Origin of the sequence: Flavobacterium sp. SM2513, assembly GCF_050908145.1 — a bacterium.
Taxonomy (GTDB): domain Bacteria; phylum Bacteroidota; class Bacteroidia; order Flavobacteriales; family Flavobacteriaceae; genus Flavobacterium.
The window spans coordinates 3,260,870-3,281,863 of sequence record NZ_CP194228.1 but is presented as its reverse complement, the minus strand read 5'-3'; the positions used below and the strand labels follow the sequence as shown (position 1 = coordinate 3,281,863).

The window sequence follows — 20,994 nt, the reverse complement described above, 5'->3', positions numbered from 1 at the left end:
ACAACGGAACCCGTGTTGAACTGCTTGTCCCGATTTTTATCGGGAGAACCGCTTACATGCTGTCAAACTTATGGAGTTATCGTTAGTGTTTCGGGAAATTTAGTAGCTGATGCTTGTAAAGTTTCCTTTCAAAAAGGTTTTGACGGTTTTGTAGCATTTACCGCTAAAACTAACTTAATTAAACATTATGAAGAAAATCTGGGTGCTTTCCATTTTAAAAATCAAAGAATGATTATTGAAACTGAATCAGCTAAAAAATTAGTAAAAAAAATATTTTAAATCTTAATGATATGAGTCTAATAAAAGAACCTAAAGGTGTAGATTTTATAATTCAAAGTCCACCTCTAACAGACCAAGAAAGAAAAGAAATTAGTGATTTTATTGCAAGTAGAAAATCTAAAAATAATAATGCGAAAAGAACTGCTAAAGAAAAAATAACCGTGAAAAAATAAAAAGCCGTCTCACAACTCACGTATCTGTCGCACAACCCTTCCAAAAAACTAGCTTTTCAAAATAATCATAAAAACAACCTCTTTAGAAGCGATTTTAAAGAGGTTGTTTTTTTAGTTGTAACTTAAAGATTGAGAAAATAAAAATAGTTTTTTCTACTCTAAATCCAAATTTCCCGCTAATTCTTTCAATGCAATTTCAGAAATCTTCGCTTGAAATTGAGCCGAGTTGTTGCGGAATTTGGCATTTACAAAATTCAGTTGGGCCGTTCTAAATTCAACCGTTGTAATGGTCCCAATTTTGAATTTCTCTAACGTAATGTCTAGATTTTGTTCTGCAATTTTCTCGTTTTTCTCTTCCAATTCAGTAAGCTGGATGTTGGTTAAGTACGTAGTATACGCTGCTAAGAGTTGCGATTCCAGTTGGTTTTTCTGCTGTTCCACATAAATTCTGGCATTCTCCACATTGATTTTTGCTACTTTTTCATTCCTGTTTTGCAACGAGCCGTTAAAAATATTCATTCGTGCTGTAACTCCGTAAACGAGACCATTACCCGTTGATTCTGAGACAAACCCCAACGACGATTCTGACCTTGTAAAATTATATCCTGAATTTAATCCAATGGTAGGGTAGCGGTCGCCTTTGACTTGTTTCAATGAAAGTTCGGCAATTCGTTTGTTCAAAACTTGCATCTGTAATTGCGGATTCTGACTTGAAACCATTGTTTTTAAATCGGCATATTGCAAGGATTTGTCGATGATAACTTCTTCTGAAACAAAGAACTCTGTAGTTAAGTCGCGTGCTAAAAGTTCATTTAGCGTTGTTTTGGTATTTGCGTATAATTCCTTTTGACGCAGTAGATTTGTGTTATCTGTATTCCAATCTACTTCGGCGTTTAGTACTTCTAATTTAGACGCTTTTCCTATTGTGTATCGGTTTTTGGCTAAATTTAATCGCAACTGTGAAATTACTAAAGTCGTGTCCAATACTTTTAATTGTTCTTGTTGTTGCACGATTTGATAATACGTTTCCATCACATCGCCCACTTTATTTAAAATGGTAAACTGTAATTCGGTATTTCCTAATTGTTCTATTTGTTTCAATTGTTCGTGTTTGGCAAACATTTTAAAACCGTCAAATACCGTCCAATTTACTACTAAACCGTAGGACAAATTCATGTTTTTGGCATTGTTGAGCTCTCGAATAGAACCGTCGGCTTGTGTTTGTTTGGTATCCAAAATACTGTTGGAGTTGGTCAAAACCCCCTCTACATTGGGAAGGATTCCCGCATTTGCTAAACTTACATTTGTAGCGTCGATTTTTGAATTATTAGTTGCAATTTGGATTTCAAAATTATTTTCCAACGCAATTTTAACTGCATCTTCAACAGTCAGAACCTCTTGACTGTATGAATGCCATGCTGTACCTAAAAAGAATAGTGCTGCTAACGTATGTTGAATTAATTTAAATTTCATTTTCATATTCTTTTATGTGGTCAAATTCTGGATGGTGTTTGCGGTCTCTTGACCACATGAGGTAAATGGCAGGAATCACGAATAAGGTCAAAACCAGTGAAAATAATGTTCCTCCCACAATAACGACTCCCATTCCGATTCGGCTGGTGGATGCGGCTCCAAGCGATAACGCAATTGGTAACGCACCAAGTGCAATGGCTAAACTGGTCATTAAAATAGGTCGCAATCGCGATTCTGAAGCCTCTACTATGGCATCGTATTTTGATTTTCCTTGTTCTCGAAGTTGGTTGGCAAACTCGACGATTAAAATTCCGTTTTTAGTAACCAAACCAATCAACATAATGGTTCCAATTTGACTAAAGATATTCCAACTTTGACCAAATAACCATAACGAGAATAAGGCTCCGGCAATTGCCATTGGAACCGTTAAAATGATGATGAATGGGTCGATGAAACTTTCAAATTGAGCCGCTAAAATCAAGAAAATAAGCAATAATGCCAATCCAAAAGCAAAAGCCGTATTGGAGCTACTTTCGACGAAATCTCGGGATTCTCCACCTAAATCAGTGGTAAACGTATCGTCTAGCACTTTTACTTTGATGGCTTCCATTGCTGCAATTCCATCGTCCATACTTTTTCCAGGCGCTAAGTTGGCAGAAACTGTAGCCGACATATATCGGTTATTGTGGTACAATTGTGGTGGACTGCTTTGTTCTTCAATTGTAATAACATTGTCCAGTTGAATTAATCTTCCGTCTTTATTTTTTACAAAAATAGAAGTCAAATCCATCGGAGTATCTCGGTCTTTTTTGTCAAATTGTCCGATAACTTGGTATTGCTTTCCGTTCATCATAAAGTAACCAAAACGTTGACCACTTAACGATAATTGCAACGTTTGTGCTACATCAATTACAGAGATGCCTAAGTTTTGTGCTTTATCGCGGTCAATGGTAACGTATACTTCTGGTTTGTTGAATTTCAAATTGACATCCACCACTGAAAAAGTAGGGTCTTTCTCGGCTTCGTCCATGAATTCTGGAATTTTTTCTCTTAGTTTTTCAAAATTTTGAGCCTGTATAATGTATTGGATAGGAAAACCACCACGGCGATTTACAGCAATTGTAGGCGATTCAGAAACGGATACTTTCGCCTCCGAATATTGTTTGGTCCAAGTCGTTAATTCCTGTACAATTTCACTCTGTGATTTTTCTCGTTCTCCGGGTTCAACTAATCGGATTCTAGCACGACCCGTATTGACAGATGAAGCACCCCAACCTGGTGAGGTGATGATTAAACTTACTTTTTTCTCAGGAATCGAATCGTTGATTAGTTCGGTCAATTCGTTCATAAATCGGTCCATATAGTCATAGGAAACACCTTCAGGAGCCGATACATTTAGACTGATGAAACTTCTGTCGTCGTAAGGTGCCGTTTCTTTTTTTAGCAGTGAATAAAACAAAACAATTAGTCCGATACACCCAATGATAATTGGAAAACTAATCCATTTCTTAGTCATGAAACGTTTTAGAGATTCCGCATAAGAGGTATTCATTTTTACAAAATATGGCTCGGTCATGTCGTAAAACTTAGACCGTTTTTGTTCGCCTTTTTTCATTAAATACGCGTTTAACATCGGTGTCAACGACAGCGATACAAACGCTGATATTAAAACGGCCGCTCCAATGACGACTCCAAATTCTCGGAACAGACTACCCACAAAGCCTTCTAGAAATATTACGGGCAAAAATACCGCTGCTAAGGTGATGGAAATGGAGATTACTGCAAAGAAAATTTCGTTTGAACCTTTGATTGCAGCTTCAATTGGCGACATGCCTTCTTCCACTTTTTTGAAAATATTTTCGGTCACTACAATTCCATCATCGACCACTAAGCCTGTTGCTAGAACAATTGCTAGAAGCGTCAATACATTGATTGAAAATCCAAATAACCACATGATAAAGAAAGTAGCAATCAGCGAAACCGGAATATCAATTAACGGTCGGAATGCGATGGCCCAATTTCTAAAGAAGAGATAGATAATTAAAACCACTAAAATAATTGAAATCAATAGGGTTTCGGCAACTTCAAACACTGCTTGTTTTACGAAAACCGTATTGTCAATCGCTACATTTAACTTGAATTCTTTAGGTAAGTCGCTTTCAATTTTGTCGTATTCTTTGTAAAAAGCATCTGCGATATCCAAATAATTCGTGCCGGGTTGTGGAATGATAGCCATACCCACCATTGGCTGACCGGAATCACTTAATTTGGTTTCTAGATTTTCAGCTTCTAATGCGGCCTTTCCGATATCTAATAAACGTACTACTTTGTCGCCATCGGCTCGAATGATAATGTCGTTGAATTCTGCTTCAGTAGAAAGATTTCCTAAGGTTTTAACGGTTAATTCGGTATTGGCACCCGTTAATTTTCCTGATGGCAGTTCCACATTTTGGTTGTTTAAGGCCGTTTGCACATCTGCAGTCGTTAAACCATAGGAAGCCAGCCGAACGGGGTCAATCCATAAACGCATGGCATATTTTCGTTGTCCCCAAATTTGAACACTACTGACCCCTGGAATTGTTTGGAGTCGCTGTGCAATTACATTTTCAGCATAATCGGAAAGTTCAATTACGTTTTTATCATCACTTTGAATGGTCATTGTAATAATGGCATCCGAATCGGCATCTGCTTTGGAAACTACAGGAGGTGCGTCAATATCTTGTGGTAAACTACGGATGGCTTGGGAGACTTTATCCCGAACATCATTTGCTGCAGCTTCAAGGTCTTTGTCTAAATTAAACTCGATGGAAATATTACTCGAACCTTGGTTACTTGAAGACGTAATGTTTCGGATTCCGTCAATCGAGTTAATGGCTTTTTCAAGTGGTTCCGTAATTTGAGATTCGATAATATCCGAGTTGGCACCTGAATAATTGGTTCGCACCGAGATTTGTGCAGCATCAATTGACGGGAATTCCCGAACACCAAGATAGGTATAGCCAATGATTCCAAAAAGAACAATAGAAAGGTTCATTACAATGGTCAAAACCGGACGTTTAATACTTAAGGTAGATAAACTCATTAGGATTTTAGATTTAGGATTTTAAATGTAGGACTTGACCTAGATTGAAAATCTATTATTGCAATTTTACTTTTACGGGACTGTCATTTTTCAAACTCATCACACCCGAAGTTAAAATGGTGTCGCCCGCTTTTAGTCCAGAAGTAATTAAAATATCTTTATCCGTTCGAGCCCCTGTTTCCACGATGATTTCTTTCGCTTTTCCATTTACGGATACAAATATTTTCTTTCCATTTTGAATTGGAATTAATGCTTCGGTTGGTACTAAAAGAGCATTTTGTAATTTGGCAAGAGGCAAACTTACATTGGCAAAAGTTCCTGGAATTAATTTACCGTCCTTATTCTCCGTTATTGCACGAATTTTTAATGTTCTGCTTTCTGTTTCAATAGAAGGTTCAATGGCGTAGATTTTGGCATTGTACACTTCTTTTGAACCTGAAGTAGTGAAGGTCAAAGTTTGATTGGCTTTTATCGTTTGTGCATATTTTTCAGGAATAGAAAACGTGATTTTTAGTTGAGCAGTATTGACTAATTTGGCAATTAGAGTAGTAGGAGAAATGTAACTTCCTTTAGAAATGGAACGCAAACCAATTTTTCCCGAAAACGGCGCTCGGATAGTTGTTTTAGACAGTTGGGCTTGAATTAGTTGGACTTGTGCTTGAGCCGATTTAAAATCTGCTGTTGCAATGTCAAATTCTTCTTGACTGATGGCTTCTTTTTCCAGCAGTAATTTAGCTCTTCTTGCATTTTCAGAAGACAACCCCTGAGCCGTTTGTACTTGTCGCAATTGGGCACGAAGTTCAATGTCGTTTACCTTCACAAGTGATTGTCCTTTTGTAACAAAACCACCTTCTTCAAAATTTATTTGCTCTACCACGCCTGAAACTTCCGTTCGAAGTTCTATTTCTTCATTGGCTTCTAAGGTACCTGATAAAGTCAAATTATCTGCAAACTCTTGCGGAACTAGTATTTTTCCATAAACAGTTGTGGCCGGTTTTTTAGCGTTAGGGTCTTTCTTCTCTTCTTTATTTTCGCCAATGCGATAAAAAATAAGTGTTCCTAATCCCAAAATAATTAGAGCATAAACTATGTACTTTACTTTCATGGAAGTTTTTTTGCGTGAAAGAGCAAAACTAAAGTTTATATAACGGAGTCTTTTTTGTGTTAGTCTTTTTTTAACAGAATTTAAGTGTTAAAGTTGATTAGAGTTAGGATATGGTAATTATTGTTAACATAGCTTTAATTCGGGTATCGACTATAAAATTCACATTAAAATCTAAGTTCATTTATTCAAAATTTAGAGGAGTGTTTTGAAAACTTATTTTTAATAGTTTATCTTTATAACAACAATCCTCATAAGGGATGCTATTGCTATTTTATTATTAAACCTTTTTTCAATTCAATGGTCTTAATTTAAATTTTCAAAAAACTGTTATGCATCCAAATTCATTATGGTCTTTACGCTTGGGATTTTCAAATAAGGAAGCCCAAAAGATAGAAACACTCGGTTTCAAGCGGTTTTTAGAAGTTGCTTTCAATTCAAAAGTAGATGACTCGATACCCTCATTTTTGAATGAAAGTCCGAAAACTTTAGAAGAACTAAAAACCATTCGGCAACAACTTAAAACCCAATCGGCTGATGAAGCCAAAGATTTACGCCTAAAAGAAAATCAAGTTTCGCAAGAAATGAAAATATGGTGGATAGAAAAAATGAGGTCAGACGAATTTCCGCTAAGGGAGAAAATGACTTGTTTTTGGCACAACCATTATGTGTCTACTTTTCAAAAAGTGAAAGTCAACCATTGGATATTTCAACACAACCAAATTTTAAGAACACATGCTTTTGGCAACTTCAAGACTTTAACCAAAGAAGTTTTAAAGTCAAATGCAATGGTGCGATATTTGGATAATGTAGACAATCGAAAAGGCAAAATCAATGAAAACTTAAGTCGGGAATTACTGGAATTATTCACACTCGGAATAGGCAACTATACAGAAGAAGATATTAAAAACGGCGCCAAAGGATTGGCTGGCTTAGGTTTAGGGGAAACGAAAGCAATGTATCGAAAATTCCAACAAGATAATGATGTAATTACATATTTTGGACAAGAAGGTATGTTTAAAGCAGACGAGCTGATCGATATTATTTTCGAACAAAAAGCCGCTCCTTATCTGATTACGCGAAAATTATTGAAATGGTTTCTATACGATGTACCTTCGGAAGAACTAGTGACGTATTATGGCGATTATTTACGGAAAGTTGACTTTGAAATTCAACCGCTACTGCAAAAAATATTTACCGAAGAATATGCAAAAAATACGGCAGGTTCAAAAATAAAAGATCCGTTAGTCTATGTTTTGCAGTTGCAAAATGAGTTGCAAATCGACAAAATAAATCCAAGATTATTACACGCTTTTTTGAAAATGCAAGGCATGGATTTATTTGGACAACCTAATGTAAAGGGTTGGAATGGAGGCAAGGAATGGCTTTCATCTCAAGTATATTTGCAACGAAACAATGTAGCTGATTTAATGTGCAATGGAAAAGGCTTAGGTCGGAATAATCAAAAGGAAGACAATGAAATGATGCAAAATAAATCAGGGAAACAAAGTGCTGTTGCACTAAAATTTGACGCATCAGGAACCAATAAAACCATTATTACCGAATTACAAAACCGTTTATTGTTTCAAGCCGATGCGGAAATGCAAACCGATTTTGAAACTCTACTTAAATACGATTTCAATCCCAAAAGCGAAGGGGCAGAAAATGCCGTACTTCGATTGTTTAACGAAATGGTAAAACGACCTGAATTTCAACTCATCTAATCATGAACAGACGTAATTTTTTATCCCTAACAGGAACTTTCACAGGAGGTTCTTTGCTATTGCCCAACTTTCTGCATGCTTTTGGCACCCAACCAAACTTGGTTATTGGCGAACAATGTCTGGTTTTCATCCAACTCAATGGCGGAAACGACGGATTGAATACCTTTATTCCTTACGACAATCCTTTATATTATGATTTGCGACCAAAAATTGCACTTGCCAAAGATACTATTGTAGGAAAAACAAACGGGATGGGTTTTCATCCTGCTTTGAAAGATTTTGCAGCCATGCAACAAAATGGCGATTTGAGTGTGGTGCAAAACGTAGGTTATCCTCAACCCGTTCGTTCTCATTTTCGCAGTCAAGAGATTTGGCAAACCGCAACTGATAGTAACCAATATGGTACGAACGGCTGGCTTGGAAAATACTTAGATTTACAATGCAATGACCATGAACCAACAGCTGGAATCAACCTCGACAGCATTGATAACTTGGCGCTGAAAGGGGAAGAGCCCAATTCCATAACTGTAAAGGACCCAAGTCGTTTCAAAATCAGTAAAAACAAAGAGCAAGGAATTACCTTATCCGAAAATCCGCAGCTTGACTTTGTGCGAAAAGTAGCCAATTCAGTAAAGGAAGGTTCAACAGAAATCCAGAAAGCCTTGGCGAAATCAACAGCAGAAGTTAGTTATCCTAAAACTAATTTGGGTAAAAACCTGCAGTGGATTGCCCAATTGGTGAAAGGAAATTTGAATTCAAAAGTCTATTATACCTCTCAAAACGGCTACGATACCCACGACAACCAGGTTAACTTACACAACCGAAATTTAACCGAACTGAACGATGCTTTGGCAGGTTTCTACAAAGACTTAAAGCAAGCCAAACTACTGCAAAACGTAACGATAGTTGTATTCTCCGAATTTGGCCGACGCGTCAAAGACAACGGAAGCGGAACCGACCACGGTACAGCAGCTCCAATGTTCATAATTGGAGGAAGTACAAAAGGAAAGGTGTTGGGAAATAACCCCAATTTAACTAACTTGGACAACGGCGACTTAAAGCACGAAATTGATTTCCGTTCGGTTTATGCTAGTGTATTGAAAGAGAAAATGGCGTTTGATGCTGGGAAAATTGGAATTAAGAATGAAGGACTAAGGGGGTTGTTTTAAGTTTTCTTAATTTGAAATAACTTTGTTAGTTTTATTGAATGCAGTACTAAAAACGATGCTTTTTAGTACTGTTTCTTTGTTTGGTAACGAAGTCGATTCTCAGATCTAATTTGGAATAGGGGGTCGACTTTCAGGCAGCTATTTTATATCATCTAAGGTTTATTAGGACGTTGAAGTAGTGGAAAAGGTTTGTTATAAAAACGTTATAAACATGTTGAAAAGTTGGTAGTAGTTTATGGGTTAGTCGTGTATTGGGTCGTATTTTAGTTGTGGTTTGGTCGAGAATCATCGCGGATGAGTCATGTTGTGTAGAGTTTAGGTTACTGAGGTTAAATATATTCATTTAGTTTACTATTTAAAAAATAGTGGAAATACGTATACTATTAAGAAAAGCAAATTAATTCTGAGCTCAAGGTGTTTTCGTATAAATGTAATAGGTTATTTTAAAATTCACAGAATCTATTTAAATTTTTAAACACCAAATAATCTGTGAGCCCATGCTTTAGATTTTAATAAGATTCCAAAATTTTACAAGGTTTAAATCAAATATGAAAAACAAAAAAATACCTGTAACGGTTTATTTCCTGAACCTGGAGGTTTGGGAGAAGGTTTTTTATCTGTAGTGGACAATAATCAACGTCTTTTTGAAATTAAACTTTCTACTGAAAAAGATAATGAAAGTATCTTGCAAAAGCATAAACACGTCTTGATTTAAAGTAAATAAAAAATCAGTTAGCATTTTCATCCTTCTATCCCAAATCTCTAACTTATATAATTCCAGATATTTTGTTTTTTTCCAATTTCAATAAATACTTGTCGCAACGTTGCATGTTCCGGTTGAAGGAGTGGAGCATCCGTTTTTAAGATTTTCAACGCATGATGCCGCGCCAATTCTAAAATGTCTCGGTCTTTTACCAAGTCAGCGATTTTTAAGTTTAAAATTCCGCTTTGTTGTTTGCCCATAATATCGCCGGGTCCACGAAGTTTTAAATCGACTTCGGCAATTTCAAACCCGTCATTAGTTCGTGTCATGGTTTCCATCCGTACTTTACTGTCTTCTGACAATTTGTGTGACGTCATTAAAATGCAATAACTTTGTTCAGCACCACGACCTACACGACCTCGCAGTTGGTGTAGTTGCGAAAGTCCAAAACGTTCGGCACTTTCAATAATCATTACACTTGCATTTGGCACATTCACGCCCACTTCAATCACCGTTGTAGCCACCATAATTTGTGTTTTACCTTTAATAAAACGCTGCATTTCCGATTCCTTTTCAGCGGGTTTCATTTTTCCATGCACAATAGAAACTGCATAATCTGGTAATGGAAAATCCCGAGAAATGCCTTCGTAACCGTCCATTAAATCCTTGTAATCCATTTTTTCAGATTCCTGAATCAATGGATAGACGATGTAAATTTGTCTTCCTTTGGCAATTTCATCGCGGATAAATTTCCAAATTCGCAACCGGTTCGAGTCGAAACGGTGTTCCGTTTGAATGGGTTTTCGTCCTGGAGGCAGTTCGTCAATCACCGAAATATCCAAATCGCCATATAAGCTCATGGCTAATGTTCGCGGTATTGGAGTAGCCGTCATAACCAATACATGTGGTGGTATTACATTCTTCTTCCAAAGTTTAGAACGTTGCTCCACGCCAAAACGGTGTTGTTCGTCAATAATTGCCAAACCTAAATTCTTGAATTTTACTTTGTCTTCCAATAAGGCATGTGTTCCAATTAGTATCTGTAAACTTCCATTTTCAAGTTCTTCGTGGATACTACGGCGTTGTGCTATTTTAACTGATCCCGTTAATAATTTGATATTTAAACCTAACGGAATTGCTAATTCTGAAAGTCCAACAAAATGCTGGTTGGCTAAAATTTCTGTGGGAGCCATCAAGCAGGCTTGAAATCCATTATCTAAAGCCAAAAGCATACTCATCAATGCCACGATTGTTTTTCCCGAACCTACGTCGCCTTGCAACAGTCGGTTCATTTGAGCAGGATTTCCCATGTCGTTGCGAATTTCTTTCAGCACTCGTTTTTGAGCACCTGTTAAATCAAAGGGCAAATGATTGCTGTAAAAAGCATTGAAATAAGTTCCTACACTTGTAAATTGGTGTCCTTTTATTTTGTGTTTGTGAATTAGATTCTTCGTAATCAACTGCATTTGAATGAAGAACAATTCTTCAAATTTCAACCGGAATTGGGCTTTCGCCAAATCTTCGCTGCTTTTCGGAAAGTGAATGTTGAAAATGGCTTTATTTTTCGAAATCAATTTTAATTCCTTGATTAAATAATCGGGGAGTGGTTCGATGAAATTCAGTTCTCTTTCAGAAAATAATTGCTCTAACATTTTAATGACCATCCTGTTGCTGATTCCACGTTTAGAAAGCGTTTCCGTGGAAGGATAAACGGGTTGCATTGCCGAACGTAAACTTTGTTGGTGTTCCGCTAACAATTCAATTTCGGGATGCGGCATGTTGTACACATTGTTAAAAGCCGAGCATTTTCCAAAAATAACCACCTCGGAATTGAGTTTTAAGTTTTCTTTTACCCATTTCTGACCTTGAAACCAGACGAGTTCCATTTGTCCCGTTTCGTCTTTAAAAGTCGCCACTAATCGCTTGCCTCTTTTTTGCTCAATGGTTTTTAAGCTGATGATTTTACCAATTAACTGCACTTCCGCATTGGAAGCATTGAGTTCGTTTACCTTATAATAACGGGTTCGATCAATATACCGGTTGGGGAACAGTTGCACCAAATCGCCGTACTTATAAATGCCCAATTCTTTCCGCAACAATTCACCCCGACTGGGGCCAACGCCTTTAAGGTATTCGATGGGAGTTTGTAATAATTGGCTCATTTGTATTGGTAGTAACGAAATTTTTTATGAGAAGCGAAGATAGATTTTTAATGGGAAACTAGAAAATGAGTAGTAGTAAAAACGAATGCATACAACACTTTTATGTTTCTTTCAACACGATTACCTTCTAAAAACTTTATATTTGAAATTCTAAAAAATAAACTTATGGTTACTCATCTCGCTTTACTTCGCGGTATCAATGTTTCAGGTCACAATATGATGAAAATGGACGCATTAAAAAGCATGTTGGAAAAAGCAGGTTTTCAGCATATTGAGACGTATATTCAATCTGGAAATGTGTTTGTGGATGCTGAAGAAGAAAATGGCGCTTCGGTTGGTTTTAAAATCAAGCAAGAAATTTTTGCAGCATTTGGACACGACGTCCCGGCCGTTGTTATCCACAAAGAAGATTTGGAAAATTGCTTTAAGAACAATCCTTTTTTAAAAGACAAGGACGTTGATACGAAAAAATTATATGTCGCTTTTTTATCCAATACGTTGCGAAGTGACAGTATCAATGATTTGAAAATTAGTCAATTTAAACCCGATGAAGCGGTTATTGATGGTAATAAAATTTTCATTAAATACGCCGTTGGAGCTGGAAAAACGAGGTTGGACCAAAAATATATTGAGAAAAAACTCAATTTAACAGCAACCATTCGGAATTGGAACACGGTGACGCAATTATTAAACATGTATGAGGAACGTTAGAAACGCCATTCAAACCCTATAATTTGTACTATTTATCATGAAACGCTATTTCTCTTTTTTGCTTTTATTTCCGAGTTTACTTTTGGCACAACAACCTGTAAAAGTTGATTTTAAAGTTGCAAATGCTACTTTATTTTTAAACTTCGAAAAACAATCTATTTCTGGAAATGTAGTTTATACTTTTGATGTAAAGTCGGCTATTGACACCATAAGAATTGATGCTATAGACATGCATTTCTCGAATGTAAAAATCAATAAAAGAACGGTAGACTTTAAAAATTCGGGTACAGAATTGCAGTTGTTTAAAGGCTATAAAAAAGGAAAAAATACGATTAGTTTTGATTATCAAGCAACGCCAAAACAAACGCTTTACTTTGTAGGAGCAGGTGAGGGGAAACAAATTTGGACGCAAGGTCAAGGTAAAAACACTAGTCATTGGTTGCCCAGTTTTGACGATGAGAATGAAAAAGTCATCTTCAATACTACAGTTACTTTTGCAACTGATTTCGAGGTACTTTCCAATGGTGTTTTGGCGCAGAAAACGGCAACAGATTCGCTTACGACATGGAACTATAAAATGGCTCATCCTATGAGTTCGTACCTTGTTATGATGGCAATTGGTCAGTTTGAAAAGCAGACTTTAAGTACTCGTTCAGGAACTCCAATAGAATTATATTTGCAACCAGAAGATGTTTCTAAATTTGAATCCACATACCGTTACAGCACCCAACTATTTGACTTTTTTGAAAATGAAATCGGTGTTGCTTATCCTTGGGAAGTGTATCGTCAAATTCCGGTTAAAGATTTTCTGTATGCGGGAATGGAAAATACAACTGCCACTATTTTTACGCAGGATTTTGTGGTGGATTCCATCGGTTTTAACGACCGGAGTTACTTGAATGTAAATGCTCATGAATTGGCACATCAATGGTTTGGTGATATGGTTACGGCAAAATCAGGAACGCATCATTGGCTACAAGAAGGATTTGCAACCTATTATGCTTTATTGGCGGAAGAATCAGTATTTGGTTCTGATTATTTCAATTGGCAATTGTATGAAATGGCAGAACGATTGATTGCCGCTTCAAAAAATGATTTGGTTCCGCTTTTAAATCCAAAGGCGAGTTCGTTGACTTTTTATCAAAAAGGAGCTTGGGCTTTGCATTATTTGCGTGAAAATGTGGGTCATGAAAACTTTCAAAAAGCGGTTAAAAGTTATTTGCAGAAATATCAATTTAAGAATGTAGAAACGGACGATTTTTTAGCCGAAATTAATAAAGTTTCGGACTTCGACACGAATAAATTTAAGAAAGACTGGTTGGAAAGCGCCGTTTTTCAAACCCAAGATGTGTTGACTATTTTGAATAGAAGTCCCTTTATTCGTGCCTATTTTGAAGTGTCAGAATTGAGAACTAAACCTTTTGCGGAAAAGGAAGTTACCTATTCCAATTTACTGAAAGGGAACGCGTTTTATCCTTTAAAAGAAGAGGTTATTTATCAATTGCAGTCGGTTTCTTACCAAGAAAAAGAACGTGTTTTGAAATTAGCGATGCGAACCGGCGATTTCAAAGTACGTCAAGCAATTGCAAAAACAATGGATTCGATTCCTTCGAGTTTCAAAAGTGATTATTTGTCGTTGTTGGACGATGATTCGTACATCACTCGGGAGATTGTATTGAATAAATATTGGTCGGAATTTCCCGAAGAACGCTTTATGACTTTAGAAAAGTCAAGAGATTGGGTAGGTTTGAATGACAAGAATTTGCGTGTATTATGGTTAACGTTAGCTTTGGCAACTAAAGATTTTGAACAAGATAAAAAAGCGACTTATTATGATGAATTGCTGGATTATGCCACTTCAAAATATGAGAGTAATTTGCGTCAAAATGCAATTATGAAATTATTATTTTTGGATAAAAACGACCAGAACACGTTGAAGTATTTAGTAAATGCATTGGTCAGTCATAAATGGCAATTTGTAAAATTTGCAAGAGAAAATATCCGAGGTTTATTGAAAAGTAATATTCATCGCAAGTTTTTTGAAGATATGCTAGAGCAACTTCCCGAACGTGAAAAAAGTCAACTGAACCGATTATTAATTGAAAAAATATGAGAGCGTTAGTCATTTCAGGAGGTGGAAGTAAAGGTGCTTTTGCCGGTGGTGTTGCCCAATATTTGATGGAAGTTCGCGGCAATCAGTATGACTTGTTATTGGGAACGTCCACGGGAAGTTTGCTGATTCCGCATTTGGCATTGGGCGAAATTGGTAAGATTTACGATATTTATACCAATGTCAATAAAGATAATATTTTTAATGTTTCCCCTTTTGTAATTAAGGAAAAAGAGGGTGTCGATATCGTAACCATTAACCATTTTAACGTAATCAAACAGTTTGTAAAAGGCAAGCGAACCTTTGGCGAAAGCCGCCGACTTTTGCGGTATATCAAGCATAATTTTACTTTGTCTGAATTTAATCAGTTGAAGGCATCAAATTGTGATATTGTAGTTACAGTAACCAATTTGACTTTAAATCAGGTGGAATATAAATGTATCCGTGATTACGATTACGAGGAGTTTTGCGAATGGATTTGGATTTCTTGCAATTATATTCCGTTTATGAGTTTGGTGAAAAAAGGAAATTATGAATACGGAGACGGTGGTTTTTCCAGTCTTGTACCTATTACGGAAGCGATACATCGCGGTGCGACAGAAGTTGATGTGGTTATTTTAGAAACCGAAACACAATTGGAACCTCGAGTAATTGGCAAAAATCCGTTTTCGCTAATGGTTGATTTATTTGGAACACTTTTAGACCAAGTTGAAAAACACGATATTGCTATTGGGAAATTGATGGCAAACAATAAGAATGTAAAGTTAAATTTGTTTTATACACCGACAAAATTGACGGACAACGCATTGATTTTTAATAAAAAGAAGATGAAAGAATGGTGGCATCAAGGCTATGAATATGCCCAAAACAAGAATGAGGATATGAGTGAGAATCGGTAGCTTTTTTATGGTTGAAAACTATACAAAACAAAAAAACCACTGAAAATCAGTGGTTTTTAATGTGAAGATAGAAGGATTCGAACCTTCGACCGCCTGCTTAGAAGGCAGGTGCTCTATCCAGCTGAGCTATATCTCCATTCTACAATAAATGTAAAAACTTAAATGTCGGGGTGGCAGGATTCGAACCTGCGACCTCCTGCTCCCAAAGCAGGCGCGATAACCGGGCTACGCTACACCCCGAAGGTGTAAAAAAAAGCGGAGAGTAAGGGATTCGAACCCTTGGTACAGTTTCCCATACGCTTGTTTAGCAAACAAGTCCTTTCGGCCACTCAGGCAACTCTCCAACACTCAATGAACGTACTTGTTTTAAGCGGTTGCAAATCTAAGCCAACATTATCTATTTTACAACTAAAAATGATGTTTTTTTTTAATTATTTGATGCTTTGTTTTAAAATATCTAAGTATCAATGAAATACTATTTAGCTTCTTTCTGAGTACCTACTGTTCCATTTAGTTTTAACCCAAAGAAGCGTACCTTTGTTGTATATTTAGAGATTAAAATGGAAAAAATGAAAAAAATAAAACGGTTACTTTTAAGTTTTTTACTTGTATTAATTAGTGTTCATGCTACTTTTGGACAAGATTCGAGTATTAAAATTCCAGATTCTACTTTTGTAAATCTCAAAGATTACAGTATGGATTTTGTTTATGAGATGAAATACGCAACGACAGATAATTTTCTCAAGGCTCAAGTGTATGATTGTGCAGAATGCTATTTGAGATTAAAAACAGTGAAAGCATTACTTGCTGCAAATGATTCGTTTCTGAAGTTGGGTTATAAAATTATAATATTTGATTGCTATCGTCCTCTTTCGGTTCAGAAAAAAATGTGGAAAATAGTTTCAAACCCATCCTACGTTGCAAATCCTGCTAAAGGTTCGATTCACAATAGAGGAGGAGCTGTTGACATTGCCTTAGTAGATAAAAATGGATTAGAACTCGATTTTGGAACTGACTTTGATTTTTTTGGTAAACAAGCAGCTCATTCTTACAAAAAATTGAATAAAAAAATCCGAAACAACAGAAAAATGCTTCGCAAAATTATGGAAGAAAATGGTTTTAAAATCCTTGAATCGGAATGGTGGCATTACGATTATTCAGGAGCATTGGGCGACCCAATTTCTAATTTTAATTGGGATTGCAATTAATCAGCGATGCAGTGTAGATAATTTGTGAAATAGGTTTCAGGCGTAAACGTTTCATTCATCAACTCAGAGACTAATTCTTTTTTTATTGCAAAATCTATCGTTTCGGTCGCATATCTAATTCTAATTTGCCAAATGGGTGAACTTTTTAAATCTTCAATGCTTCCTTTTAAAAAAAGAAAATTTCCAGTAATAACTCTGCTAGCAAGGGATTCATTAGGCTGTCTAACTAGGTTTCCGCAGGTTTCTTCACCACCATATACAAGGGTGATGATTTTCCCATTTAACAATTGGATGTACACTTTCGATTGTTGGTCAAAGCAATTTGCAGAAATAAAATTAGCGCTTTTTTCAATTTTTTGAACTTTTAAAAAGGGAGTTCCGTCTTCATTTGCAAGTGTGAAAAATATATAGGTTGATTTTCCTCCAAAAACTTTTTCATGCATTAAGTACCCTTTTGTTTCTCTATATGTTCCTATACTGTCCTTTACATCGGTCGAAAAGCCACAATTTTTTTGAGCAGATAATTGTATGCCAAAAAATAAACTTATAACTAAAATAATGATTCTCATGATTGCTGAATTTTTGTGCAAAGTAATACTATTTTCTGATTATTAATATCGGTTGTAAAAAAGCTGTAGTGGTTTCCTCCATCTTTAATTTTCCATTTTTTCCGAATGTTTTCTACAGTTTCTGGAAAATTTCGAGTGGTAATATTGCATTTCTGATTTTGAAGTTTCAACTTCATATTTTCTTTATTGTAAATGAAATTATCTTGAATTTCAAATGTTCTTCCTGGGAAATCAACCAATTCACCAGAGGTGTAAATGTGCGAGTTTGTGTGTAACTTACTTACTTTAAATCGACTGCTGATTAAATCAAAATTTCCCGATTTCATCACTGCACTATTGGGTTCGTACAAATATTTTTTTGGTAAACCAAAGTTCAAATTCGGACTTTCTTCTCCTAAAATGGCATCAAAGCGGGTGACTTTTTTTCCAAAATCAATTGTCTTGATTCCAATTAGTCCTTTGTAATTCTTTTTTAATTCGAACAGTAATTCTTTTACTTCATTTTCAACGGACACAATATGAATGTTTGTCACGAATTTCAATTCGCCCATTGCCGAAGAAATGTCGAGAATCGGAGCCGTCTTTATTAAAATATTGTCGGATTTTTCAAAATAAAAATCCAAAAGCTCGGGAACATTTGGTAAACAGTCGGCTAGCAAAAAAACTTTTCCTTTTAATGCATTTCTTCTCGAAGGGTCAATATAAATCCAATCGTACTTTTGAGTAGATTTTTCTAAAAAAGCGAAACTATCGCCTGAAAAGCATTCAATATTTTCAACATTTAATTTTATAAAATTGTGTGCTGTAATTTCTGATAAATCTGAATTTATTTCACAATGAAACACGTTTTTTACTTTTTTAGCAAAATAATAATCATCAATTCCAAAACCGCCTGTTAAATCAATTAAAGATGTACCGGATACTAAGTTGGCTTTGTATTGTGCTGTTTTTTCTGAAGAAGTTTGTTCTACAGATATTTTTTCAGGATAGATTATGCCTTCAGAATGGAACCAAGTGGGTAATTTATCTTTCGCTTTTCCTTTGGATACAATTTGACTCAAAAGCATCTTATAATCCAATTCGGGAAAGGGATTTTTCTTTAATGCTAATTTTTGCACATCTGTAAAAAGATGGGCATTTATAAACTCTTGTACTTCTTTTTGTAAAATGGCTTCCAGCAAATCAAATGTTTTTAGTCAGCATTTGCACCACTTTATTGTCGGGTAAAAATTCTTTACCAACGACTTTTAAAATAGTATATAAAGGCACTGCGATAATCATTCCCATAATTCCGAAAAGAAATCCAGCAATTAATATCACTAAAAATATTTCTAAAGGATGTGAATTGACACTGCTGGAAAAAATATAGGGTTGCGAAAAGTTGTTGTCAATGACTTGTACAATCCAAAATCCGATCATTACATAAATTGTGGTAGGCAATATTTCACTTTGAAAATCAGCTCCTAAATTATTTATCATCGTTAATATTGCTGCTAAAACAGAAGCAATTAGTGGACCTACGTACGGAATAATATTTAAAACAGCACATAAAAATGCGATTACAAAAGCATTATCAATACCAAAAATAAGCAGTACAATTAAGTACAGTACAAATACGATGGAAAGTTGAATTAGCAACCCAATAAAGTATCTTGATAATAAGTGATTGATTTTATCTAATGAATCTAAAATACGATCAGAATGCTGTTCTGGTAATACTGACTTTGTCATATAGGTGAAAAGTTTTCTGTCTTTTAAAAAGAAAAAAGTAATGAATAAAACCGATGCCAATCCCATTCCAAAACTGCTTACCATAGCCAAGATACTATTAAGAAAATTGGGTATGAAATTTAAATTAAGTTGTGAAGTTAGGTTGGAAGGTTTTAAAGCTTTAGAAGCGTCAATCCCATGTCCATCAAGAAATACAGAAGCTTGATTTGTCAAATTAGTGATGGTAGTTTCAATGCTTTGAATATTTAAAATAGATAGATTTTGACCTTGATCTAATAAAAGTGGGATGAACATCATCACAAATCCTGCGATTATCAAAACATAAATAATTAAGGTTGTTATGGTTGCAAAAATATTATTAAATTTTAATCGCTTTCGCAAGAAAGCAATAATTGGAATACCTATTAAGGTTAATATCAAGGAAACTACGAGATAAATCAAAACAGCTTGTGTCAAATAGAACACGTACATAATAAGTAGTATTCCCGCTAGAATAAGTACGCCACGAACAATTCCATTTCCAATTACTTTTGAGTTCATAACACTAATTTGTAAAAATATAATTAATAATATTCGCTCCCATTTTTAATGCTTTTTGGCGTACTTCAAAAGGGTCATTGTTTACTTCTTCATCTTCCCAGCCATCGCCTAAATCACTTTCGTAAGTGTACAATAAAACCAACCTATTTTTGATAAATATACCAAAAGCTTGGGCTCTTTTTCCATCGTGTTCGTGGATTTTTGGTAAACCTTGTGGAAATACATTGGGTTTTTGAAAAATAACATGTGAACTGGGAATTTCCGTTAAAACCTCATTAGGAAAAAGCTTTTTTATTTCTTTTCTAATGTATTCATTCATTCCGTAATTATCATCAATATGCAAAAAACCACCTGATTTGAGGTAATCTTGGAGATTTCTGACATCGCTTTCGCTAAAAACCACATTTCCATGACCCGTCATGTGAATGAATGGATAATTAAATAAATCAGGACTATCTGGCGAAACTGTTACTGGTTTTGGCTTGATTTTAGTATTGATTGTTTGGTTGCAATATTTAATTAAATTAGGCAATGAAGTAGGATTTGCATACCAATCGCCACCACCATTGTATTTTAACAAAGCTATTTCTTGGGCAAAAGAAAGCGTTGGAAATAATAAAAAAAGTACAACTATTTTCTTCATAATTTAATCTTGATTTACAAAGGCAACACTGTGACAACCCACAACTGCAGCCGTTTCAGTTCGCAATCTTGTTTCTCCTAAAGTCACTGGAATAAATCCATTTTCGAGGGCCAATTTAATTTCAGCATCCGAAAAATCGCCTTCTGGACCAATTAAAAGTGTGATTTCAGTTCCTTTTTTAATGGTTTCTTTTAACGACTTTTTATTTGTTTCTTCACAATGAGCAATTAAAAAAGCACCACTATTTTCCTTTGATTTTATAAAATCCTTAAACGAAACGACGTCATTTAATATTGGAAAATAACTTTGTAAAGATTGCTTAGCGGCAGATTGAATAATTTTCTCAAAGCGGTCATTTTTAATAAACTTTTTCTCAGAACGGTCGCAAATAATAGGAGTGATGCTTGTCACACCGATTTCCGTAGCTTTTTCTAAAAACCATTCATAACGGTCGTTCATTTTAGTTGGAGCGACAACAAGATGCAGTTTATAAGATAAAGGATTTTGCTTTTCAATGCCGATAATTTTTACCTGACATTTGGTATCCATGCCAATTATAATTTCTGCTTTAAAAACTAAGCCTAAGCCATTTGTAACGTGCAAAACGTCGCCTTCAGATTTACGTAAAACTTTTACGATATGTTTGCTTTCTTCACGGTCAAAAGTGAAATGCTCAGTAGCTTCTGTAAGATTAGGGTTGTAAAATAATTGCATAA

At 35.4% G+C, this 20,994-nt stretch carries 17 protein-coding genes and 3 tRNA genes; 8 read left to right on the top strand and 12 right to left on the bottom strand.

Annotation, left to right across the window (positions count from 1 at the left end; translation table 11 throughout):
- Positions 1-12 precede the first annotated feature (12 nt).
- Both ACQ5J2_RS14015 and ACQ5J2_RS14010 read left to right on the top strand, forming a co-directional pair.
- Positions 13-279 carry a hypothetical protein gene (locus tag ACQ5J2_RS14015; RefSeq protein WP_432671080.1) on the top strand — a complete coding sequence of 89 codons (267 nt, stop codon included), beginning with the start codon at positions 13-15 and terminating at the stop codon, positions 277-279.
- 11 nt (positions 280-290) lie between these two features.
- On the top strand, positions 291-452 hold the full coding sequence (locus tag ACQ5J2_RS14010; RefSeq protein WP_432671079.1) for a hypothetical protein: 162 nt from the start codon (positions 291-293) through the stop codon (positions 450-452).
- 153 nt (positions 453-605) lie between these two features.
- Here the strand turns inward: ACQ5J2_RS14010 and ACQ5J2_RS14005 are convergent, their stop codons facing one another.
- From ACQ5J2_RS14005 to ACQ5J2_RS13995, 3 genes are read right to left on the bottom strand one after another with little or no spacing between them, the layout of a single operon-like run.
- Complete coding sequence (locus ACQ5J2_RS14005) at positions 606-1,925, bottom strand: TolC family protein (RefSeq protein WP_432671078.1); 1,320 nt, start codon at positions 1,923-1,925, stop codon at positions 606-608.
- Entirely contained in the window at positions 1,915-5,007 is a 3,093-nt protein-coding gene (locus tag ACQ5J2_RS14000) for an efflux RND transporter permease subunit (protein WP_432671077.1), read from the bottom strand. The genes ACQ5J2_RS14005 and ACQ5J2_RS14000 overlap by 11 nt, the downstream gene beginning before the upstream one ends.
- Positions 5,008-5,062: 55 nt before the next feature.
- Positions 5,063-6,112, bottom strand: a complete 1,050-nt coding sequence (locus ACQ5J2_RS13995) for an efflux RND transporter periplasmic adaptor subunit (RefSeq protein ID WP_432671076.1) — start codon at positions 6,110-6,112, stop codon at positions 5,063-5,065.
- Positions 6,113-6,441: 329 nt separating this feature from the next.
- On the opposite strand from ACQ5J2_RS13995, the gene ACQ5J2_RS13990 reads away from it, so the two are divergent.
- Both ACQ5J2_RS13990 and ACQ5J2_RS13985 read left to right on the top strand, forming a co-directional pair.
- A complete protein-coding gene (locus tag ACQ5J2_RS13990; RefSeq protein ID WP_432671075.1) occupies positions 6,442-7,833 on the top strand; it encodes a DUF1800 domain-containing protein in 1,392 nt (463 codons plus the stop codon).
- 2 nt (positions 7,834-7,835) lie between these two features.
- Positions 7,836-9,002, top strand: a complete 1,167-nt coding sequence (locus tag ACQ5J2_RS13985) for a DUF1501 domain-containing protein (protein WP_432671074.1) — start codon at positions 7,836-7,838, stop codon at positions 9,000-9,002.
- Positions 9,003-9,764: 762 nt separating this feature from the next.
- On the opposite strand, the gene recG is transcribed toward ACQ5J2_RS13985, so the two are convergent.
- On the bottom strand, positions 9,765-11,867 hold the full coding sequence (gene recG / locus ACQ5J2_RS13980; protein WP_432671073.1) for an ATP-dependent DNA helicase RecG: 2,103 nt from the start codon (positions 11,865-11,867) through the stop codon (positions 9,765-9,767).
- Between the two features lie 165 nt (positions 11,868-12,032).
- Here recG and ACQ5J2_RS13975 point away from each other — a divergent pair, with 165 nt between their 5' ends.
- The 3 genes from ACQ5J2_RS13975 to ACQ5J2_RS13965 are packed head-to-tail and all read left to right on the top strand — an operon-like array spanning position 12,033 to position 15,587.
- On the top strand, positions 12,033-12,578 hold the full coding sequence (locus ACQ5J2_RS13975; protein WP_432671072.1) for a DUF1697 domain-containing protein: 546 nt from the start codon (positions 12,033-12,035) through the stop codon (positions 12,576-12,578).
- Positions 12,579-12,615: 37 nt separating this feature from the next.
- Positions 12,616-14,691: a M1 family metallopeptidase gene (locus tag ACQ5J2_RS13970; RefSeq protein WP_432671071.1), complete on the top strand. Its 2,076-nt coding sequence runs from the start codon at positions 12,616-12,618 to the stop codon at positions 14,689-14,691.
- Positions 14,688-15,587: a patatin-like phospholipase family protein gene (locus ACQ5J2_RS13965; RefSeq protein ID WP_432671070.1), complete on the top strand. Its 900-nt coding sequence runs from the start codon at positions 14,688-14,690 to the stop codon at positions 15,585-15,587. The genes ACQ5J2_RS13970 and ACQ5J2_RS13965 overlap by 4 nt, the downstream gene beginning before the upstream one ends.
- A gap of 62 nt (positions 15,588-15,649) precedes the next feature.
- Here the strand turns inward: ACQ5J2_RS13965 and ACQ5J2_RS13960 are convergent.
- The 3 genes from ACQ5J2_RS13960 to ACQ5J2_RS13950 form a co-directional block, all read right to left on the bottom strand.
- Positions 15,650-15,723, bottom strand: a tRNA-Arg gene (locus ACQ5J2_RS13960).
- A gap of 29 nt (positions 15,724-15,752) precedes the next feature.
- Positions 15,753-15,827, bottom strand: a tRNA-Pro gene (locus ACQ5J2_RS13955).
- 16 nt (positions 15,828-15,843) lie between these two features.
- A tRNA-Ser gene (locus ACQ5J2_RS13950) sits at positions 15,844-15,930 on the bottom strand.
- Between the two features lie 226 nt (positions 15,931-16,156).
- Here ACQ5J2_RS13950 and ACQ5J2_RS13945 point away from each other — a divergent pair.
- Positions 16,157-16,795 carry a M15 family metallopeptidase gene (locus ACQ5J2_RS13945; protein ID WP_432671069.1) on the top strand — a complete coding sequence of 213 codons (639 nt, stop codon included), beginning with the start codon at positions 16,157-16,159 and terminating at the stop codon, positions 16,793-16,795.
- Here ACQ5J2_RS13945 and ACQ5J2_RS13940 read toward each other — a convergent pair.
- The 5 genes from ACQ5J2_RS13940 to ACQ5J2_RS13920 are packed head-to-tail and all read right to left on the bottom strand — an operon-like array spanning position 16,792 to position 20,992.
- Positions 16,792-17,364: a hypothetical protein gene (locus tag ACQ5J2_RS13940; RefSeq protein ID WP_432671068.1), complete on the bottom strand. Its 573-nt coding sequence runs from the start codon at positions 17,362-17,364 to the stop codon at positions 16,792-16,794. The genes ACQ5J2_RS13945 and ACQ5J2_RS13940 overlap by 4 nt on opposite strands.
- A complete protein-coding gene (locus ACQ5J2_RS13935; RefSeq protein ID WP_432671067.1) occupies positions 17,361-18,545 on the bottom strand; it encodes a THUMP-like domain-containing protein in 1,185 nt (394 codons plus the stop codon). The genes ACQ5J2_RS13940 and ACQ5J2_RS13935 overlap by 4 nt, the downstream gene beginning before the upstream one ends.
- A gap of 1 nt (position 18,546) precedes the next feature.
- A complete protein-coding gene (locus ACQ5J2_RS13930) occupies positions 18,547-19,635 on the bottom strand; it encodes an AI-2E family transporter (RefSeq protein WP_432671066.1) in 1,089 nt (362 codons plus the stop codon).
- 4 nt (positions 19,636-19,639) lie between these two features.
- Positions 19,640-20,278 carry a DUF4159 domain-containing protein gene (locus ACQ5J2_RS13925; RefSeq protein WP_432671065.1) on the bottom strand — a complete coding sequence of 213 codons (639 nt, stop codon included), beginning with the start codon at positions 20,276-20,278 and terminating at the stop codon, positions 19,640-19,642.
- 3 nt (positions 20,279-20,281) lie between these two features.
- Positions 20,282-20,992 (bottom strand): 16S rRNA (uracil(1498)-N(3))-methyltransferase, encoded by a 711-nt coding sequence (locus tag ACQ5J2_RS13920; RefSeq protein ID WP_432671064.1) that lies wholly within the window; start codon positions 20,990-20,992, stop codon positions 20,282-20,284.
- Between the last annotated feature and the right edge of the window lie 2 nt (positions 20,993-20,994).

Excerpts from the sequence above, each read along its gene's own strand:
- ACQ5J2_RS14010 (WP_432671079.1), top strand. The coding sequence starts at position 291 with ATGAGTCTAATAAAAGAACCTAAAGGTGTAGATTTTATAATTCAAAGT.
- ACQ5J2_RS14005 (WP_432671078.1), bottom strand. The coding sequence starts at position 1,925 with ATGAAATTTAAATTAATTCAACATACGTTAGCAGCACTATTCTTTTTA.
- ACQ5J2_RS14000 (WP_432671077.1), bottom strand. The coding sequence starts at position 5,007 with ATGAGTTTATCTACCTTAAGTATTAAACGTCCGGTTTTGACCATTGTA.
- ACQ5J2_RS13995 (WP_432671076.1), bottom strand. The coding sequence starts at position 6,112 with ATGAAAGTAAAGTACATAGTTTATGCTCTAATTATTTTGGGATTAGGA.
- ACQ5J2_RS13990 (WP_432671075.1), top strand. The coding sequence starts at position 6,442 with ATGCATCCAAATTCATTATGGTCTTTACGCTTGGGATTTTCAAATAAG.
- ACQ5J2_RS13985 (WP_432671074.1), top strand. The coding sequence starts at position 7,836 with ATGAACAGACGTAATTTTTTATCCCTAACAGGAACTTTCACAGGAGGT.
- recG (WP_432671073.1), bottom strand. The coding sequence starts at position 11,867 with ATGAGCCAATTATTACAAACTCCCATCGAATACCTTAAAGGCGTTGGC.
- ACQ5J2_RS13975 (WP_432671072.1), top strand. The coding sequence starts at position 12,033 with ATGGTTACTCATCTCGCTTTACTTCGCGGTATCAATGTTTCAGGTCAC.
- ACQ5J2_RS13970 (WP_432671071.1), top strand. The coding sequence starts at position 12,616 with ATGAAACGCTATTTCTCTTTTTTGCTTTTATTTCCGAGTTTACTTTTG.
- ACQ5J2_RS13965 (WP_432671070.1), top strand. The coding sequence starts at position 14,688 with ATGAGAGCGTTAGTCATTTCAGGAGGTGGAAGTAAAGGTGCTTTTGCC.
- ACQ5J2_RS13945 (WP_432671069.1), top strand. The coding sequence starts at position 16,157 with ATGAAAAAAATAAAACGGTTACTTTTAAGTTTTTTACTTGTATTAATT.
- ACQ5J2_RS13940 (WP_432671068.1), bottom strand. The coding sequence starts at position 17,364 with ATGAGAATCATTATTTTAGTTATAAGTTTATTTTTTGGCATACAATTA.
- ACQ5J2_RS13930 (WP_432671066.1), bottom strand. The coding sequence starts at position 19,635 with ATGAACTCAAAAGTAATTGGAAATGGAATTGTTCGTGGCGTACTTATT.
- ACQ5J2_RS13925 (WP_432671065.1), bottom strand. The coding sequence starts at position 20,278 with ATGAAGAAAATAGTTGTACTTTTTTTATTATTTCCAACGCTTTCTTTT.
- ACQ5J2_RS13920 (WP_432671064.1), bottom strand. The coding sequence starts at position 20,992 with ATGCAATTATTTTACAACCCTAATCTTACAGAAGCTACTGAGCATTTC.